The 17,918-nt window shown below is 63.5% G+C and carries 14 protein-coding genes; 4 read left to right on the top strand and 10 right to left on the bottom strand.

Going from position 1 to position 17,918, the window contains the following annotated elements; all coding sequences use genetic code 11:
* From AAHM40_RS26435 to AAHM40_RS26425, 3 genes are all read right to left on the bottom strand, one after another.
* Positions 1-687: OmpA family protein (locus AAHM40_RS26435; RefSeq protein ID WP_342247353.1), on the bottom strand; the 687-nt coding region annotated here is incomplete at its 3' end.
* Between the two features lie 80 nt (positions 688-767).
* Positions 768-1,409 (bottom strand): MBL fold metallo-hydrolase, encoded by a 642-nt coding sequence (locus tag AAHM40_RS26430; protein ID WP_342247352.1) that lies wholly within the window; start codon positions 1,407-1,409, stop codon positions 768-770.
* A gap of 48 nt (positions 1,410-1,457) precedes the next feature.
* Complete coding sequence (locus AAHM40_RS26425; protein WP_342247351.1) at positions 1,458-2,477, bottom strand: AraC family transcriptional regulator; 1,020 nt, start codon at positions 2,475-2,477, stop codon at positions 1,458-1,460.
* 122 nt (positions 2,478-2,599) lie between these two features.
* Between AAHM40_RS26425 and AAHM40_RS26420 the strand changes: the two genes are divergently transcribed.
* On the top strand, positions 2,600-3,436 hold the full coding sequence (locus tag AAHM40_RS26420; protein WP_342247350.1) for a metal-dependent hydrolase: 837 nt from the start codon (positions 2,600-2,602) through the stop codon (positions 3,434-3,436).
* Between the two features lie 197 nt (positions 3,437-3,633).
* Here the strand turns inward: AAHM40_RS26420 and AAHM40_RS26415 are convergent, their stop codons facing one another.
* The gene (locus tag AAHM40_RS26415) at positions 3,634-4,575 is read right to left on the bottom strand and encodes an alpha/beta fold hydrolase (protein WP_342247349.1); all 942 of its coding nucleotides are present in this window, start codon (positions 4,573-4,575) and stop codon (positions 3,634-3,636) included.
* 87 nt (positions 4,576-4,662) lie between these two features.
* A complete protein-coding gene (locus tag AAHM40_RS26410; protein WP_342247348.1) occupies positions 4,663-5,325 on the bottom strand; it encodes a TetR/AcrR family transcriptional regulator in 663 nt (220 codons plus the stop codon).
* An 87-nt stretch (positions 5,326-5,412) separates the two neighbouring features.
* Here AAHM40_RS26410 and AAHM40_RS26405 point away from each other — a divergent pair, with 87 nt between their 5' ends.
* The gene (locus tag AAHM40_RS26405) at positions 5,413-6,276 is read left to right on the top strand and encodes a hypothetical protein (RefSeq protein WP_342247354.1); all 864 of its coding nucleotides are present in this window, start codon (positions 5,413-5,415) and stop codon (positions 6,274-6,276) included.
* On the opposite strand, the gene AAHM40_RS26400 is transcribed toward AAHM40_RS26405, so the two are convergent.
* The 4 genes from AAHM40_RS26400 to AAHM40_RS26385 all read right to left on the bottom strand — a co-directional run bounded on the left by AAHM40_RS26400 (position 6,265) and on the right by AAHM40_RS26385 (position 14,325).
* Positions 6,265-8,988, bottom strand: coding sequence for a LuxR C-terminal-related transcriptional regulator (locus AAHM40_RS26400; protein ID WP_342247347.1), 2,724 nt, complete (start codon positions 8,986-8,988; stop codon positions 6,265-6,267). The genes AAHM40_RS26405 and AAHM40_RS26400 overlap by 12 nt on opposite strands.
* Positions 8,989-9,140: 152 nt before the next feature.
* Positions 9,141-10,508 (bottom strand): DUF1329 domain-containing protein, encoded by a 1,368-nt coding sequence (locus tag AAHM40_RS26395; protein WP_342247346.1) that lies wholly within the window; start codon positions 10,506-10,508, stop codon positions 9,141-9,143.
* 31 nt (positions 10,509-10,539) lie between these two features.
* Positions 10,540-12,402, bottom strand: coding sequence for a DUF1302 domain-containing protein (locus tag AAHM40_RS26390; RefSeq protein ID WP_342247345.1), 1,863 nt, complete (start codon positions 12,400-12,402; stop codon positions 10,540-10,542).
* 240 nt (positions 12,403-12,642) lie between these two features.
* Positions 12,643-14,325: a fatty acid--CoA ligase gene (locus tag AAHM40_RS26385; protein WP_342247344.1), complete on the bottom strand. Its 1,683-nt coding sequence runs from the start codon at positions 14,323-14,325 to the stop codon at positions 12,643-12,645.
* A 179-nt stretch (positions 14,326-14,504) separates the two neighbouring features.
* Here AAHM40_RS26385 and AAHM40_RS26380 point away from each other — a divergent pair, with 179 nt between their 5' ends.
* Positions 14,505-15,680 carry a thiolase family protein gene (locus AAHM40_RS26380; RefSeq protein ID WP_342247343.1) on the top strand — a complete coding sequence of 392 codons (1,176 nt, stop codon included), beginning with the start codon at positions 14,505-14,507 and terminating at the stop codon, positions 15,678-15,680.
* Positions 15,681-15,770: 90 nt separating this feature from the next.
* On the opposite strand, the gene AAHM40_RS26375 is transcribed toward AAHM40_RS26380, so the two are convergent.
* The gene (locus AAHM40_RS26375) at positions 15,771-16,949 is read right to left on the bottom strand and encodes an MFS transporter (protein WP_342247342.1); all 1,179 of its coding nucleotides are present in this window, start codon (positions 16,947-16,949) and stop codon (positions 15,771-15,773) included.
* A gap of 84 nt (positions 16,950-17,033) precedes the next feature.
* Between AAHM40_RS26375 and AAHM40_RS26370 the strand changes: the two genes are divergently transcribed.
* On the top strand, positions 17,034-17,813 hold the full coding sequence (locus tag AAHM40_RS26370) for an AraC family transcriptional regulator (protein WP_342247341.1): 780 nt from the start codon (positions 17,034-17,036) through the stop codon (positions 17,811-17,813).
* Positions 17,814-17,918 lie beyond the last annotated feature (105 nt).

Below are 17,918 nucleotides of genomic sequence, written 5' to 3'. Positions count from 1 at the left end.
CTGGGCGCCGGGAATCGGGGTCAGCTTGATCTCCACACGGCGGTTCTGCGAACGGCCGGCCTCGTTGGCGTTGCTGGCGACCGGCAGGTCCGGGCCCATGCCGCGGGAAGTCACGCGGGTGCCATTGACGCCCTGAGCAACCAGGTAATTGGCCACGCTCTGGGCGCGCAGTTGCGACAGGTTCATGTTGTATTGGTGGCTGCCGGTGCTGTCGGTGTGACCCACCACTTCGATGTTGTTCTGGTCGTACTGCTTGAACGAAGTCGCCAGGTTGTTCAGCGGGGAATAGAAGTTGCTGGCGATGTCCGCCGAATTGGTGGCGAACGTGATATTGCCGGGCATGATCAGGTTGATGTTGTCGCCCTGACGCTGTACCTGCACGCCGGTGCCTTCCATGCTGCGACGCAGCTCTGCTTCCTGCTTGTCAACGTAATAGCCGTAGCCTGCGCTGGCGGCGCCAGCCACGGCGGCGCCGATCAGCGCACCCTTGCCACGGTTGTCGTGATTGATCGCAGCGCCTGCTACGGCACCGGCCAAGGCACCCAAGGCACCGTACTTGGCGGTTTTGCTCATGCCGCCCTCGGCGGGAGCCTGGACTTCACCCTGTTGGTTGTAAGGGTTCTGAGCACAACCCGACAGCATGGCAAAAGCGGTAGCGGCGATGATCAGGCGACGCGCGGTGAACATGGACTTTTACTCCTGAGAAATCTTGTAGCCGATATGGCTGCGGGCCATTAGAGCACTTAGTTCGACATAAATTCCGTGGCTCAGGCCCGCACAAACGGATTTTCGCGCATCTCATCGCCCAGCAGGGTGTCCGGGCCATGGCCGGTGACCACGGTGGCCTCCTCGTCCAGGCTGTAGAGCCGCTGCTTGATGGATCGCTCGATGGTGTTGTAGTCGCCGCCCCAGAGGTCAGTACGGCCGATGCCACGGCGGAACAGGGTATCGCCAGCGATCAGCAACTTGGCTTCGGGGAACCAGAAACTCATGGAGCCGGGTGTATGTCCCGGGGTGTGCAGCGCTACACCGCAACCGCAGGCCAATTCCTCGTCGTCGGACAGCCACTGGTCAGGCGCCGGTACCGGCTTGTAGGGCACACCGAACATGCGGCACTGCATTTCCAGGTTGTCCCAGAGGAACTGGTCTTCCTTGTGCAGATGCAGGGTGGCACCGGTGGCCTTCTTCAATTCGCCGGAGGCGAGGAAGTGATCGAGATGAGCATGGGTGTGGATGATGCTGACCAGCTTCAGACCATGGGCTTCCAGGCGCGCCAGGATCAACTCAGGGTTGCCGCCCGGGTCCACCACTATGGCCTTCTTGCTGACCGGGTCGCCGATCAGGGTGCAGTTGCACTGCAAGGGGCCGACGGGGAAGGTTTCGCGGATCAGGGCGGTAGGCTGGGTCATCGGGCATCTCCGGTACGGCGGCGCTCTGCGGCGCTCGGCGATTGGACTTCACGGCCCGGCACGATAATCGCTCGGCAGCCTCCCCGTCCATTTACGGAAGGCACGGCGGAAGTTGGACGGGTCGCTGAAGCCCAGCAGGCTGGCAATCTCGAACAACGGCAGATGGGTGGTGCTCAGGTACTGCAAGGCCAGGCTCTTGCGCACCTCGTCCAGTACCTGTTGATAACTCGTGCCCATTGCCGAAAGGTGACGGCGCAGGCTACGCCCACTGGTGTGCAGGGCGCGGGCAGCACCGTCGAGGTCGGGGAAGTCACCGGGGCGCGCCATCAGCAGGCGACGCACGCGAGTCAGCAGCGCGTCCTGCACGTCCAGTGTGGCCAGCAGGGCTTCGCATTGCTGCTCGCACATCTGCACTGTGGCCGGATTGGCCAGGGCCATGGGGCGTTCCAGGTAACTTTTGGGCAGGCTCAGCCAGTGGCAGGGTTGCTCGAAATGCGCCGAGACGCCGAACACCTCCGCGTAGCGCGTCGCGTAGGCCGGTGCCGAATGGGCGAAGCCCACCTGCTGGCCACGCAGTTCCTCACCCACCAGAAAGCGCGCGATGCTGAAAAAACTGGCTAGCAATCCCTCACCGGCGAATCGCCCCAAGGGCCCCATCGGAAAGGATTCGATAGCACGCAGTTGCAGGCATTCGCCCTGTTCCACCAGTTCCAGCTCGTAGGCGAGCCCCAATACCCGGTAATACTTCAGCGCAAACTGCAGAGCACGGCCTAGGTTCGCACTGGAGAGCACTGCATAACCGAGAATCCCATGAGTGGAGACGTTCAACCGCTGGCCCAGAATCAGCCCCAAGGCCGGTTCGCGACACAGGTGCAAGGCCGCGCCGGCAAGCTGGTTGAAATCGAGGAAGGACAAGCGGCCATTCGGGTTGCCGAGCAGCTCCGGCCGCACCCTGGCGCTGGCGAACAAAGCCTCGCGGGCCACACCCAATTCCTCGACCAGGCCAAGCAAGGCTTCGGCATAGGCGACGGGTACCAATTCGGCGGAGAAAGTCAGCGGTTGCTTCATTTTCGCATCTTGTTCTGGTTGTGGCCGGATATGACCCCAAGGTTGGCAGAAGATAACCTTGTCCGACAAAACCCGGCAAGCCGATAGTGGGACCATGGTCCAGATAGACTCAAGGAGCCCCCATGGCCAGCACCACACCCGAAGGATTGGTTATCCGTCCGCGCCACATGGATTTCGATTTGCCCAGCCCGCTGCCCCGCCACTGGCACAGCGGCGACGCCTTCAAGAGCCACCTGTTCGACGCGATGTCGGTGCTCTTCCCCGACGGCGAGCGCTTCTTCATCGACTCGGTGCGCCAGTTCCGCGACGAGATCGACGACCCGGTGCTGAAGGAACAGATCCGCGGTTTCATCGGCCAGGAGGGCCATCACAGCCGTGAGCACCTGGAATACAGCAACCGCCTGCGCGAGCTGGGCTATGACATCGGCGCCATTGAGCGCCGCGCCCAGGCGCGCATCCGCTACACCCAGAAGAAGTTCTCCACCCGCCGCCAGTTGGCCGCTACGGCCGCCCTGGAACACATCACCGCGATCATGGCCGACGGTCTGCTGAAGAACCCCGAGTACATGGCCGGCGCCCACCCGACCATGGCACGCCTGTGGCGCTGGCATGCGCTGGAAGAAACCGAGCACAAGGCGGTGGCATTCGATGTGTACAACCAGGTCTGCGGCAGCCACCGCCTGCTGCGCCGGGCGATGGTGATGGGCACCTTCTTCTTTGTGCTCGACACCACCCGCGGCCTGGCCCACATGCTCAAGCGCGACGGCCTGCTTTGGAACTGGCGTGTCTGGCGCGACGGTCTGAACTGGATGTGGGGCCGCAACGGCATCTTCCGGCCGCTGGTGCGCACCTACCTGGACTTCTTCAAGAAGGGTTTTCACCCGTGGCAGCACGACAATCTGGATCTGCTGTACAGGACGCGGGAAGAGTTCGATGTGCCGCAGGCGAGTGTGGCTTGAATTTCATGCAGATAGAGAAAACGGCCCTTCGGGGCCGTTCCTGTGTCTGCAGGAAAGTTTGGAGTGGCTGATGCAACCCTCTCCCACGGCCCCTCTCCCAGAGGGCGAGGGGTACTCAGAGCCTACCTCTTGCACGGACGGCCCCCTCTCCCTTTGGGAGAGGGTTGGGGTGAGGGAAGACAGGCGCCGCGCCAATCTCACCCCAGCAAGAACCGCATCGCGTCCGCCGCACTCTGCTGCGCAATCTCTTCCATCGGGATATGCCCCACCCCCGGATAGGTCTTCACCTGGATGCCCGGTAGATCGCGCTGCCAGAGCGGCACGTGCTTTGGCGATATCCAGCGATCCTTCTCGCCCCACATCAGCAGGGTCGGTGCCTTGATGTGCGCCACTCGCTGGCCGCTGTGCTCCAGCTCCGTGCGATTGACCTTCAGCAGCACGCGGAAGATGTCCATCATCGCCCGGCGGTTGCCCGGCCGGCGGCTAAGGTCGTAGTAACGGTCCACCACACCGGGTTTGATCCGGCCAGGTTCGCCATAGACTTCCTTGATGCCCTGGGCAATCAGTGCCCGCGGCATCCACAGCGGCATGGCCACGGTGGCGCCAGGTAGCGCGGCGGCGGCGATCATCCAGGGCACCTTGCGCATCGGGTAGCCGGCCGGGTCGATCAGCACGAGTTTGTCGACCCGCTGCGGCTGGGTCAGGGCGAAATTCCAGGCGATGTAGCCGCCCAGGGAGTTACCGGCGATGGACGCCTTGGCCACCCCCAGGTAGTCCAGCAGCAGGCCGAGGATGCCGATCATGCGTTCGGCGGAATAGTCGCCATTGCGCTTGGGCCCGGTGAGGCCGAAACCCGGTACGTCGAAGCGGATGATGCGGTAGTGCGGGGAAAAAGCTTCCACCCAGCCATCCCAAGTGTGCAAGGAAGCCACCACGCCGTGGATCATGACCAGGGCCGGTTTGTCGCGGCTGCCCTCATCTCGGTAATGGACGTTGAAGCCATCCAGCTCGATGAAGCGCGAACCGCTGTCGGCGCTGGCGTAGCGCGCCTTTAGGCGGTCGAGCGACAGGGAGCCGAAGCCCAGGCGGGCGAAGCCGGCGGCAAGCGGCGGCGACAGCGGCAAGCTGGATGCGGACATGCGGGGCACCTCGTGGTTGTTGTGATCGAGGGCCTATCACAGCATGCGTCCGCGCCAACCGCGCCCAACCTAGGATGTGTCCGCTCGCTAGGCAGCACGCGACCGCAGTGCAGCGATCAACAGGTCCCCCAGTACCGTCTTGGCCCGCTCGATCTCAACAGCAGTCGCAGCGCCGGTCAGCAGTTCGAGAGACGCGGCTTCCATCGCCCAGATCAGCGCCCGATAGGTCAGCGGATCGCGTTCGTCGCCTTCACCGTGCAGGCGTTCGGCGAGCAGGCGGCCCATTTCCTCATGGGCACGCTGGCGATGGCTGGCGAGCGGGGAGTCGGCGCGCAGGGCTTCTTCCTGCATCAGGCGGATGATGGGGCCGACGGCCAGGTGGTAGTCGAAGAAGCGCGCCACCATGCCGCGTAGCCAGGCCTCGGCGCTGCCGGCGTCGTCCTGCATCTCGCGAAAGCGCGCCAGCAGCAGGACCACCGCCGTGCGGTAGATGCTTTCCAGCACATCCATCTTGTTGGCGAAGTACTTGTAGAAGGTCCGGCGAGAAACCCGCGCGGCATCCAGCAGGTCATTAACCGTGGTCTCGGCGATGCCCTTGCGGGCAAAGACCGGAATGGCGGCCAGCTGGATGTTGGCACGCAACAGGTGACCTACGAGCGGACCTTCACCTTCGCCCTGCTGGCGCACAGCGTTGAAGCCCCCCAGGTCCTCGAACACCGCGCGCACGGCACCCTGCTCGCTCGTTTCCATCAGCCTGCTTCCCCAACCAAGGCGCGGGTGACGGCACAGCGCGGCCTCGTTACTCTTGGCCGGCCCTCCCCCGCAGGATTGTCCTGACTGATGACGCTAACACGCCCCCTGCTCTGGCCGCTGGCCATCCTTTTGCTGGTTTTCGCCCTGCGCGCACCGGCCGCCGAGCTTTTCTACCTGGGGCAGAAGATCCCGGACATCCAGCGCCCCTGGGCCAGCGCCGAGTACCATCAGTTGATCCTGGCGCTGCAGAAAATCGACACCACCCAGGTCAACGCCCTGCCCCGGCGCAGCGGCGAGTTCACCGGGCCCATCTACACGCGCATGGTCAGCGAGGAAAACTTCAAGCCGCAGCTGAACATCTACGCACCGCTGGAACTGCGGCAGAACGAGGCGCGCGAGGTGCTCTTCCAGCTCAAGGAACTGATGCGCCTGTATTTCGACTTCAAGGCCGCGCAGCAGCCTTACGGCGCCGAAGCACTGGGCCTGATGACCTATTCCCTGCGCCAGCAGGCCATCCTCTTCACCCTTACGGTGGAGTTCTGGATGACGCTTTCAGAGCAGGAACAGAGCAGCCCGATTCGCCTGCAGGGGTTGCAAGAAACCAAGGCGGCAGCCGCCATGCTGTCGTCCAGCGCGCTGGACTATCTGGGTCTGACGCGCCAGTTCAACCGCGAGGACCTGGTGCTTTACAGCGCCGAACTGGCCAAACAGTTGCCGGAACTTTTCGTGCACTTGCCGGTTGATGTGCGCGGGCAACTGCTGGCGCGAGTCGCCGATCTGGCCAAGAAACACCCATACAGCGAGGTGCGAGGCAACATGGCCGATCTGCTGCCCGTGCTGGTCAGCATTCAACAGGATGTGGACACCCAATTGTCCAGGCCTGTGGCGCCCAAGCCAGCCAGACCGGCGCTGGATCTTTCAGCGCCACCCGCTGCCTCAGCGCAGTAATCCGAGAGACTTGGCGCGCGCCACCGCCTGGGTGCGTCGCTCCACACCCAGTTTGCTGTTGATATGGCGGGCGTGGCTTTTCACCGTGTGCAGAGAAATGAAGAGGCGCTCGCTGATTTCCTGGTTCGAGCAGCCCTGGGCGATCAGTTGCAGCACCGCCAACTCCCGTGAACTCAAGGCCTCGGCGGTTCCGACATCAACCGGCAACACGGCCTCGACACCCGGCAGCAGGTCGAGCAAGTCGCGTACGTCATCCGGTGAACGGGTAGCCAGTTGTTCACGCAGCCACTGCGGGTGCTGCTCGAGGAGCTCCCGATAGGGCAGCAGCGCACCGCCAGGCAAGGACTCCAGCGCGCGATCCAGCAGGGCGATAGCCTCCCGCTCACGATCTGAGCGCAGCAGGCTCACCAGCTGCAGCCGAGCGGCCAGCGCTACATGCATCACGCCCTGGCGTTCGGTTTTTTCCAGCAGACCGCGCAGAAGCGCTTCGGCGTCTGCCGTGCGGCCTTGGGCGCGGGCCAGCGCGGCTGTTTGCTGCTCGATGCAAAGCGGCAGCAGCGGATGGAACTCGGGGGCGGCAGCAGCGCCCTCGCCGGCATAGGTTTCCGCCAGACGCGGCAGCCAGGCTTCTGCCAGTTCCAACTGGCCCTGGGCCAACCACAGCTCGCATTTGGACAAGGTGATCATGGCCAGGTAGTAGACCGGTGGCACGTCCCAGATGTGCATCAGTCGTTCAGCTTCGGCGAGTTGGGCGAAAGCGGCGGCGAAGCGGCCCTCGCGGCCTTCCAGCGCAGCCAGGGCACAGTGCCCGATCAACAGGCTGATATCGCGGCAGGCACGTGCTTCGGCAATACCCGCCTGCAGGCTGACGCGCGCCGCCTGGTTCTGCATGCGCATGCAGAGCAGGAAACCCTGGTAAAGCATCAGCCGCGCGCGCGCCACGCAGGCCCTGGGCACCTCCACGCCACGCAGGCGTTCCAGGCCGCTCTGCACTTCAACCTGGGCGCGCAGCGTTTCGCCGCGCACCTGCAGCACTCGCGCACGGTCGTAATGAACCAGCGCCTCGAATAGCGGGTTGGCCCCTCGCTGGGCCAATTCCAGGGCTTCTCGGTTGAGGCCACGGGCGCGCCAGAGATCACCGCGCACCAGGGCGATATTGCCCAGCAATGACAGGCACAGGTGGCGCTGGCCGTAGTTCTCGGCCAGCAACGCGCTCAGGGCTTCGGTGCAGAAATGTTCGGCACGTTCGATGTCGCCGCGGCCGCGGGCGATCAGGCCGCTGATGGCCTGCCACTGCACCAGCAGGCTGCGCTGTTGCACGGCGTCTGGTGCCGGGAGGAAGCGCGCAAGGTTGCTCGCCAGTTCTTCCGCTGCGTCCAGTTGGCAGGCCAGGCCCAGGGCCAGGCTGTAGAGCACGATCAGGCGAGGCGTGCTGGACAGCAGGCTGTCGGGGAGGTCCATCTTCCAGCGCAGCAGCATGGCGATGTTCTGATTGGCCAGCAGCTGTTCTTCGGACAGGTTCTGCACCAGCGAGGCCGCCACATCGGGCTGGCCGGCACGCAAGGCCTGCTCCACCGCCTCATCCAGCAGGCCGCGCGCGCTGAACCAGCGACAGGCACGCAAGTGCATGCCGGACGGCGCCAGGCTTGTGGTGCCGCGGCTGCGCAGCAGGTCGGAGAACAGGTGGTGATAGCGGAACCACTGGCCTTGTTCGTCCAAGGGAACCAGGAACACCTGGTGGGCCTGCAGGTAACGGAGGATGGCGGCGCTGTCGTGGCTCTCGCGCACGGCATCGCAGAGTTCGGCGCAGAAGCGCTCGAAGCTGGCGGTTTCAAAGAGGAAGGCCTGGACTTCGGGCGGCTGGCGCTCGATGACTTCCTCCAGCAGGTATTCACGAATCAGGCTTTCGTCACCCTGGGTGGTCCGCTCCACCTCGGTGCTGACAGGAGCTTCCTGGCCTGCAAGCAGCCACAGGCGCAGGCCGGCGACCCAGCCTTCGCTACGTTGAAGCAAACCGTCCAGGTCGTCGCCTTCGAGCTTCGCACCCTGGCTGCTCAGCAGCGCCAGGCACTCGTCTTCGGTCAGGCGCAGGTCTTGCTCGTTCAGTTCCAGCAGGTGCCTCGACAGGCGCAGCCGGGCCAGGTGCCAATCCGGGCGCTGGCGACTGGTGACCAGCAGCACCCAACCGTCGGGCAGGTGGTTGAGGAGGAATTGCAGGCAGCGGTCGAGCACTGCGTTCTGCGCCAGGTGATAGTCGTCCAGCACCAGCAACAGCGGCTGGTTGGCATCCAGGTGTTCGGCCACTTCGTCGAGCAGGCCATCCAGCCACTGCTCGAAGGCGAAGGGCTGGTGGCGCTGGCGCATCTTCAGATGGCCCATGGCTTCATCACCGAGCCCCGGGTAGAACTGGCGAAGGCCGTCCAGTAGACGTTCGAGGAAGCGCCCCGGATCGCTGTCACGCCGGCTCAGACTGAGCCAGAGGCTCTGCCAACCGGGCGGCAGGCTTTCGCAGAACTCGATGGCCAGGGAGCTTTTGCCGAAGCCAGCCGGCGCGCTGAGCATCAGCAGGCGGCCGTCGAGGCCAGCGGCAAGGCGCTCGCACAGGCGCGGACGCGGGACATGGCCGGCCGGACGCGGCGGGCGAAAGAAGCGCGCATCCGCCACGGGAGCAGCGGTCGGTGTCATGGATCGCGAACTGGTCAGGACGGTCATCACCCAGCTTCTAGAAATATTGTGCGTACAGGGGCGCGAACCTGATCGAGCCTAGCGGTTCAGGGGGCCCAATAGAAGCCCCGGCGGGAAGGAAATACAGACAAGAAAAAGCCGGCCCGGAGGCCGGCTTCGCTACAAGGTGTTGCAGGGGATCAGCGAACGCCCGCCTGACGCAAGGCCGCCGGGGTGTAGTCGCTTTCGCCAGCGGTGTAGCTGAAGTCGTAGGACTGTTTCTCCTCGTTCTTCATGCCCAGCGCCAGGTAACGGCCGGACAGCAGGTCGTAGAGGCTTTCCAGCGTGTACCACGGTACCTGATGGTTGTAGTAGTACTGGGAATGGGCCTCAGCCACGCGCCACAGGGTGCCACGGCCGTCGTAGTGGTCGATGGCAGCGGCTTGCCAGGTGTCTTCGTCGATGTAGAAGTCACGCTTGGCGTAGATGTGGCGCTCGCCCTGCTTCAGGGTCGCCACCACATGCCATACGCGGTGCAGCTCGTAACGGGTCAGGTCCTGGTTGATGTGGCCGGCCTTGATGATGTCGCTGTACTTCAGCTTCGGATCATCCAGCTTGTAGCTGTTGTAGGGGATGTAGATCTCCTTCTTGCCTTCCAGCTTCCAGTCGTAACGGTCCGGCGCACCGTTGTACATGTCGAAGTTGTCGGAAGTACGCAGGCCGTCGGCAGCAGTGCCCGGACCATCGTAGGACACCTGCGGCGCACGGCGTACGCGGCGCTGGCCAGCGTTATAGAGCCAGGCCAGGCGCGGTTCCTTCACCTGGTTGAGGGTTTCGTGCACCAGCAGCACGTTACCGGCCAGGCGGGACGGCGCAGTCACACGCTGCTTGAAGTAGAACAGCACGTTGCTCGGCTTGCTCGCATCGTAGTCCTTCAGCTTGTCGCGGAAGGTGAACTCGTCCTGGAAGTACACCAGGCTGTAGGAGCCGTTCGGCTGCGGGGTCGCCTGGGTCACCAGACGGCGCACGCTACCCCCGCGATAACGGGTGATGTGGTTCCAGATCGCCTCCAGGCCATCCTTCGGAATCGGGAAGGGGTTGGCAGTGCGGAAGTTTTCCAGACCATTGCCGCCTTCCACCAGTTTGGTATTGGTGGCGTTGTACTGGGTGGCCTCGAGCACGCTGGCCGGGACGGTGGCGGAACGGTGGGTCTTGTACACCGGCATCTTGTAGCTGTCGGGGTAGCGCTTGAACATCGCCAATTGGCCAGGGGTCAACTTGTCCTTGTACTGGTCGACGTTCTGCGCGGTGATGGTGAACAGCGGCTGCTCACTGGCGAAGGGGTCGGACAGGAAGCCTTTGGCATCAACGGCGCCGGCGCTCTGCGGCAGACCACCGGTCCACTCGGGAATGGAACCATCGGCGTTGCCGGCCTTTTCCGCGCCCATGGGCGTCAGGGTGGAGCCCAGCTTGGCCGCTTCGTCCGGGGACACGGCCGCCATGACGCCGGTGGCCAGCAGGGACAGCGCCAGCACACCAGTTTGCAGCAGACTCTTTGTTGTTTTCATTTTCATGGTTTTCCTCAAGATTGCAGTCCGCTTAGAAGTTCACGCCGAAACTGAGGGCGACGAAATCGCGATCCTCGACAGTGGTGTACTTGCCGTCGAAGAAGTTGGTGTACGACAGGCTGGAGGTATAGGTGTTCTGGTATTCGGCATCCAGACCAAGGCTGACGGCCTTGCGGCCCTCCTCGAAGTTGGCGCCAGGGCCAGGCGAGTAACCGTCAACATCATGCTGCCAGGCGACGTTCGGCTTAAGGTTGATGCCAGCGAACACGTCGTTGTAATCCCACACGGCGCGGACACGGTAGCCCCAGGAGTCGGAGGTAGTGAAACCGTCGTTCTCGCAGTAACGGCTGACGTTGTTCAGCGGACCGCCACCGCCGGTCAGGGTGCCTTGGTTCAGCGCTTCGCAGCGGCCGGCAGTCGGCAGCTCGCCGGGGCCGTACACCGGATCACGGCCGTAACGGGCCTTGCTGGAGCTTTCCAGACCACCGACGTGAGTCCATGCGACCTCGCCGACCAGCGTCAGGCGCTCGGCTCCCATCACCTGATCGAAGAAATGGGTGAAGGTGGTCTGCAGCTGGGTGATTTCCTTACGGCGGTAACCGTGGGTGTCGGTCCCCGGGACCGCCTGGAGCGGCGATACGGTGGGGTCCAGGGGCGTCAGGCCGCCGAAGAGGATGTCGGTGGTATTGAGCTGCACCGGTGCATTGGGACGGTAGCTGACTTCGCCGCTCCAGGCCGTGCCGGTGGGCAGGGTGGTGGAGAAGCTCAAGCCATACAGCCTGATGTCTTCCGGATACTCCATGAAGTATTGGGAGTTGCCCGCCACCAACAGCGGCGCGAGGGCGGCAAATGCCGGCGGCAGGCTGGCTGCGAGGTCAAAGACGCTCTGGGCAGCGGCAGAGCCGCTGAAGATCGGCAGGCGGCTGTGATAGTTCATGTAATAGGCGCCGAATTCCGTATCCAGCTCCTCGGCAAAGTAGCGCAACGCCAGGCCATACTGGCCATCGTCGTCGGCATCGCGGTCAGGGCCACGACGTACCAGGATCCCCTCCTCGTCGACGTCCACGCCAAGTCCCGCCGCTAGTTCCGGTACGCCCGGCGGCAGGCTCGAGCGGCTACGCAACACTCGCAGGTTGTCGTCGCAGCCATCAGCCACCACGTCTGGCTGGGAGAAGAAGGTGCCGCAGTTGTCGACCACCGTTTGGTCCCACTCCAGCTGGTAGAAGCCCTCGGCGGACAGGTTGTCGGTCAAGCTCTGGGACAGATAGAACATGTTGACCGGGATCAGACCTTCCTTGACCTCGGCGCCAGGGCGGCGGAAGGCGGCTACGTCTACCGGGTTGATGACGTTGATGCCGTTCTGGATGAAGGTACTTTCACCCCAGCTCACCACCTGCTTGCCCAGGCGTACGGAGCCCGGCAGGTCGGCGATGTTGTAGTTGTGGTAGATGAAGGCATCGAGCAGTTCGGCGCCGGAAGACTTGGCGCCTTCCTTGCGGCCGTTGTCGTCGATGTCTTTGAACAGGCGGCTCTCGTCCTTCAGCTCGAAGTCGTACCAGTACTTGCCACGGACGAAGACGCCGGTGTCGCCGTACTTGAGTTCGAGGTCATGGATGCCCTTGAAGATCTTCGAGAAGGTCTCTCCGCGCTTGAAGTTCAGACGGCCGTCGTCGGAGGTCTGCGACAAGCCACGTCCCCCGTTGTTGACGCCGATCAGGTCCTCGTTCGGCTTGGCGGTGGACCAGCTGGCGCCGACCGACAGCGAAGAGTCGAACTGGCCTTCGATCTCACCGATGTTGAAGGACACGCCGAACGCCGGAGCCGCGAGCGTGGAAGCAAGGCTGACGGCCAATGGCAGTTTTGCCAGGCGCCAGAACGTTGTGGTTGTTGTCATCGACGCTACTCCATGTGTTTTTTGTTATTGATGATTGCGGACTATAGCCAGCGGGTATTAGCGCTTGATCCCTCGAAAGTGTGATTTGGAACCCCCAAGCACTCTGGCTCGCACCTTCCGACGGATTAGTCCGATCCTTCGGTAGGAAAGATAGCCAGTTATTTTCAGAAAGCAGCAAATAACAAGCCAAGCGTTTGCTTGGTTGCCGGGCCGCGCGCTAGAGGGCGCGGCCCGTATTGCTCAGAGAGCGGAGAGGAAAGTGCTGCCGGCGGCCTGCCACTGGGCGATGTCGACACGAATGCGTTTCTTGTCCAGCTTGCCCACGCTGGTCTTGGGAATTTCAGTAACAAGCGCGATCTGGCTGGGAATAGCCCACTTATTGATGTGACCTTGCTCGACAAAGGGCTTGAGGTGTTCCTTCAGCGCCTTGGCATCCAGGGGCTGATTGTCACGAACCACCACCAGGGCAAAGGGACGTTCGCCCCACTGCGGATCGGGAACGCCCACCACGGCCACTTCGCGTACCGCCGGGTGACGACTGATCAAGTCCTCCAGTTCCAGCGAGGAGATCCACTCGCCGCCGGTCTTGATGACATCCTTGATGCGGTCGCGGATCTCGATGAACCCCATTCCGTCCAGCGTGGCCACGTCCCCGGTGTGCAGCCAGCCGCGTTCCCAGAGCTCCTCGCTCTTCTGCGGCTCGTTGAAGTAGCCGTAGGTCAGCCAGGGCGCGCGCAGCACCAGCTCGCCCTGCGACTCGCCATCGACCGGCTGGAACTGCCCATCGGCGTCCATGATGGCCGCCTCCACCAGCGGCACCGGCACGCCGGCCTTGATACGGTAGGTGGTGCGCTCATCCTCGCTGCCGACCAGCAGCTCTTCGTTGAGGTGCGCCACCGAGATCAACGGGCAGGTCTCGGACATGCCGTAGGCAGCGGTGAGCTGGATGCCACGGGCCTTGGCCGCGTCGTACAGGGCACGGTTCAGCGCACTGCCACCGATGATCATCTTCAAGCCGCCGAAGTCATACCCCTGGGCGGTCGGGGCATTCATCACCATCTGCAGGATGGTCGGCACGCAATGGGAGAAAGTGACCTTCTCCTCGCGCATCAGGCGGCAAAGCATGTCCGGCTCGTAGCGGCCGGGGTACACCTGCTTCACCCCGAGCATGGTGGCTACGTAAGGCACGCCCCAGGCGTGAACGTGGAACATCGGAGTGATGGGCATGTAGACGTCATCGGTGCCCATCAGCCGGATGCTGTCCAGCGCACCGATGGTGGCGGCCATGGACAGGGTGTGCAGCACCAGCTGGCGGTGGGTGAAGTAGACGCCCTTGGGATTACCGGTGGTGCCGGTGGTGTAGAAGGTGGTGGCGACGGAGTCTTCGTCGAAGTCAGGGAAGTCATACTTCGGGCTGGCCGCTGCCAGCAGGGTCTCGTACTCGCCAACCAGGTTCGGCAGGTCGACGTCGTGGTCCGTACCGTCGGTGAGCAGCAGGGTCTTCTCTACCGTGGTCAGTTGGCTGCCGATGGCCTGGTAGATCGGCAGGAACTCGCTATTGACCAGCACGAAGCGGTCTTCGGCGTGGTTCATGGTGTAGAGGATCTGGTCCGGCGAGAGGCGGATGTTGATGGTGTGCAGCACGGCACCGATCATCGGGATAGCGAACATGCACTCCAGGTAGCGGTGGCTGTCCCAATCCATCACCGCGACGGTATCGCCTGCCTTCACGCCCGCTTCGGTGAGCACGTTGGCCAGACGCGCGACGCGCTCGTTGAAGGTCGCGTAGCTGTAGCGGATGCGGTCGCGGTAGACGATCTCGCGTGTCTTCTCGTATCGGCTGCCGGACATCAGCAGGCGTTTGATCAGCAGGGGATAGACGTAGGCGTTTTCGGCGGGCTTGATGACGCGAGTCTGGAGCATGAGACACACCTGGCGAGGTTGAGGGCTTTATTGTTGATCCCGACTTTAGGCCCCATCGGCGCGACGCAAATCAGTCAAAAGAGTGATTTGATGAGTGACTCTTTTTCGACTTTCGGTCACCCGATAGAATCCGGGGCTCCGGCCGGTCGCGGCCCGTTATCCACAGAGGTAGGTTCGAGATGTCCGATATCGTTATCGTCAGTGGCGCCCGTACTCCCATGGGCGGCTTCCAGGGCAGCCTGTCCGGCGTTTCCGCCGTGGACCTTGGAGCGCTGGCCATACGCGAGGCCGTCAGCCGCGCCGGCATCCAGCCGGCCGACGTGCAGGAAGTGATCATGGGCAACGTGCTGCCCGCCGGCCTCAAGCAGGGCCCGGCCCGCCAGGCGGCATTGAACGCCGGCCTGCCCGCTGCCACCGGCTGCACCACCATCAACAAGCTCTGCGGCTCCGGCATGAAGGCCGTGATGCTGGCCCACGACCTGCTCAAGGCCGGCACCAACTCGGTGATGGTGGCTGGCGGCATGGAAAGCATGTCCAACGCGCCCTACGTGCTGGAAAAGGCCCGCACCGGCCTGCGCATGGGTCATGGCGAGATCAAGGACCACATGTTCCTCGACGGCCTGGAAGACGCCCGCACCGGTCGCCTGATGGGCTCGTTTGCCCAGGAAACCGCTGACCAGTACGGCGTTTCCCGTGAAGAGATGGACGCCTACGCCATCGAATCCCTCAAACGCGCCCAGGCCGCTATCGCCGACGGTTCCCTGGCCGCCGAGATCGTCCCGGTGACTGTGACCACCCGTAAGGGTGAGGTGGTGGTCAAGGACGACGAGCAGCCGCTGACCGCCAACCTGGACAAGATTCCCGGCCTTAAGCCCGCCTTCAAGAAAGACGGCACCATCACCGCCGCCAACGCCAGCTCGATTTCCGACGGCGCCAGCGCACTGGTCCTGATGACCGCAGAAGAAGCCGCTCGCCGTGGTCTCAAGCCGCTGGCGAAGATCGTCGGCCACGCTACCCAGAGCCAGGACCCGGCCGAATTCACCCTCGCCCCCATTGGCGCCATGACCAACCTGTTCGCGAAAACCGGCTGGAACAAGGACGATGTCGACCTGTTCGAGATCAACGAAGCCTTCGCCATGGTGACCATGCTGGCCATGCGCGAACACGGCCTGGACCACGCCAAGGTCAACGTCTACGGCGGCGCCTGCGCCCAGGGCCACCCGGTGGGCTCCACCGGTTCGCGCATCATCATCACCCTGATCAACGCCCTGCGTAACAAGGGCGGCAAGCGCGGTGTGGCTTCGCTGTGCATCGGTGGCGGTGAAGCGACTGCAGTGGCGATCGAGCTGCTGTAAGGGCTGCTGCGGGGAAGAGAAAGGCGCGGCTTTGGTCGCGCCTTTTTTGTGTGTTCCCGGCGCACTGATCCGAACGCGCCTTTTCTATCCTCAAGCCACCACCGCCACATGCGCCGGTGTCCTCGGAAACACCAGTGCCGCTGCGAATGTCAGCACCGCAAACCCCACCAGCACCAGATACAACCCCACAAGCCCCTGCCTCGGCTCGATGAAGGCGATCATCGGAATTGCCGCCGCGCTGGCACCGAAGGAAACGAAATAGCGCAGCGCGAAGACCCGCGCCTGCCAATGAGGTGCGACGAAGTTGGCGACCATCGAGTCGTTCACCGTCACCTGGCCGAACACGACGAACATGAAGGCAGCCCCCAGGGCGATCACCACCCAGCCGTCGGCCCAGGCCATCGCCAGCAGCAAAGGCGCCTGGCAGAAGGTCAGCAGCACGAAGGGCACCTTGAGGCTGACACGATCGATCACCCGACCGATCAGCAACTGAGCCACAGCACCAAAGGCGTAGGCCAGGCTCACCACCAGGCCAAGAGACTCGGGCGAGGAAAACAGGTCGTGCAGACGCTCCTGGAACAGCTTGGGATAGGTCACGGTGGAGGCGTTGAACACGACGCCCCCCGTGGCCGTCACCAATGCCAACACGCCGAATACCAGCGGCATGGAGACCCCACCTCCGAGGCCTCCGCGCCGGCCTCCAGCTGCCGCCAGCGGGGCCGCTTCCTCGCGCACGCACCAGGCGAACCAGAAGCCCAGCAGCATGGCCACGACACCCGGCAGGATGAATGCCACGCGCCAGCCGAAACGCGCCGTGAGAAATCCGGTCAGCAACGCCGCAAAGGCCACCCCCAGATTGCCCCACATGCCGTTGATGCCGATCTCCCGTCCTCGATTCTCCGCATGGGCCACCAGCAATGCCGTACCCACCGGGTGGTAGATGGCGGCGAACACCCCGACCAGGGTAAGCCCCGCTACCAGGGCCGGAATCGAGGTGCAGAGGCCAGTGAAGATGCCCGAGGCACCGATACCCAGGAAGAACAGCAGCATCATCTGGCGCCGGCTCCAGCGGTCACCCAGCCAGCCGGCGGGTAGTGAGCACGCACCGAAGGCGATGAAGCCGCCGAGCGATAGGCCGATCAGCTCGCCGTAGGCAAGACCGAAGTCGCGCCCCATGCCGAGCACGGCAGCCGGGAAGATGAGCATGAACATGTGGTCAATTACATGGGCGGCGTTGATGAAGCGGATAACGGTGCGGGGTCGATTCATGACGGCGACATTCTTGTTGGTGGAAGGGTCATGCTAGGTTGTCCACAAAGAACCAACCGGCCACAGAAGTCATCGAATCGGACAATGCTTATCAGACTCCACCAGCACGACCGCCTGAGCGCAGTTGCCCACGACTATCAGGACGGCGCCCACGTCGAACGCCACTGCCACGAGGAAGCACAATTCCTCTACGCCGCACGCGGCCTGATGCGTCTGGTCACGACAGCCGGCGCCTGGGTGATACCTCCGACCCAGGCGGTGTGGATTCCACCCGGCGTGGAGCACCAGATATTCATGGCCGGACAGGTGCAGATGCGCACCCTGTTCATCGCCGCCGATGCCGTTCCCGCCTCCCTTGACGACTGCTGCGTGCTGGCGGTCCCGCCGCTGCTGCGGGAACTGATCCTGCGCGCCGTTCAACTGGAGGAGATGGACGCCGAGGAGCACAGGGCCCTGGTGCAACGGCTGTTACTCCACGAAATCGCCGCCCTGGAGCACATGCCCCTGCACCTGCCATTGCCAGAGGACCGACGCCTGCGAGCCATCTGCCTGGCACTGCTGAAAGCGCCGGAGCAGGACCGCACACTGGAAGATTGGGGACTGGAGGTAGGCGCCAGTAGCCGCACCCTGGCCCGGCTGTTCGCCCGCGAACTGGGCATGAGCTTCAATGACTGGCGCCAGCAGTTGCGGCTGACTGAGGCCCTGCCCCGCCTGTTGTCCGGGCAGAGCGTGCAACAGGTCGCCACCGAGCTTGGTTACGGCAGCGGCCGTGCCTTCAGCGCCATGTTCCGACGCCTGCTGGGGAAGAACCCGAAGGAGTACGTGGCCAGCCTGGGTCACCTGGCCACGTTGGAGAAGGATTAAACCGGAACCTGTAGGGGCGAATTCATTCGCTATGTCTGCGTTAGCTGTTGCGAGAGATTTACCCTCTAGCCAAGAGCCTTGTAGGGGCTGGCTTGCCAGCGAAAC

This window comes from Pseudomonas sp. OTU5201 (assembly GCF_038440135.1).
Taxonomy (GTDB): Bacteria; Pseudomonadota; Gammaproteobacteria; order Pseudomonadales; family Pseudomonadaceae; genus Metapseudomonas; species Metapseudomonas resinovorans.
The sequence above is the reverse complement of the archived record's forward strand: the minus strand, read 5'-3'. Positions and strand labels throughout refer to the sequence as shown.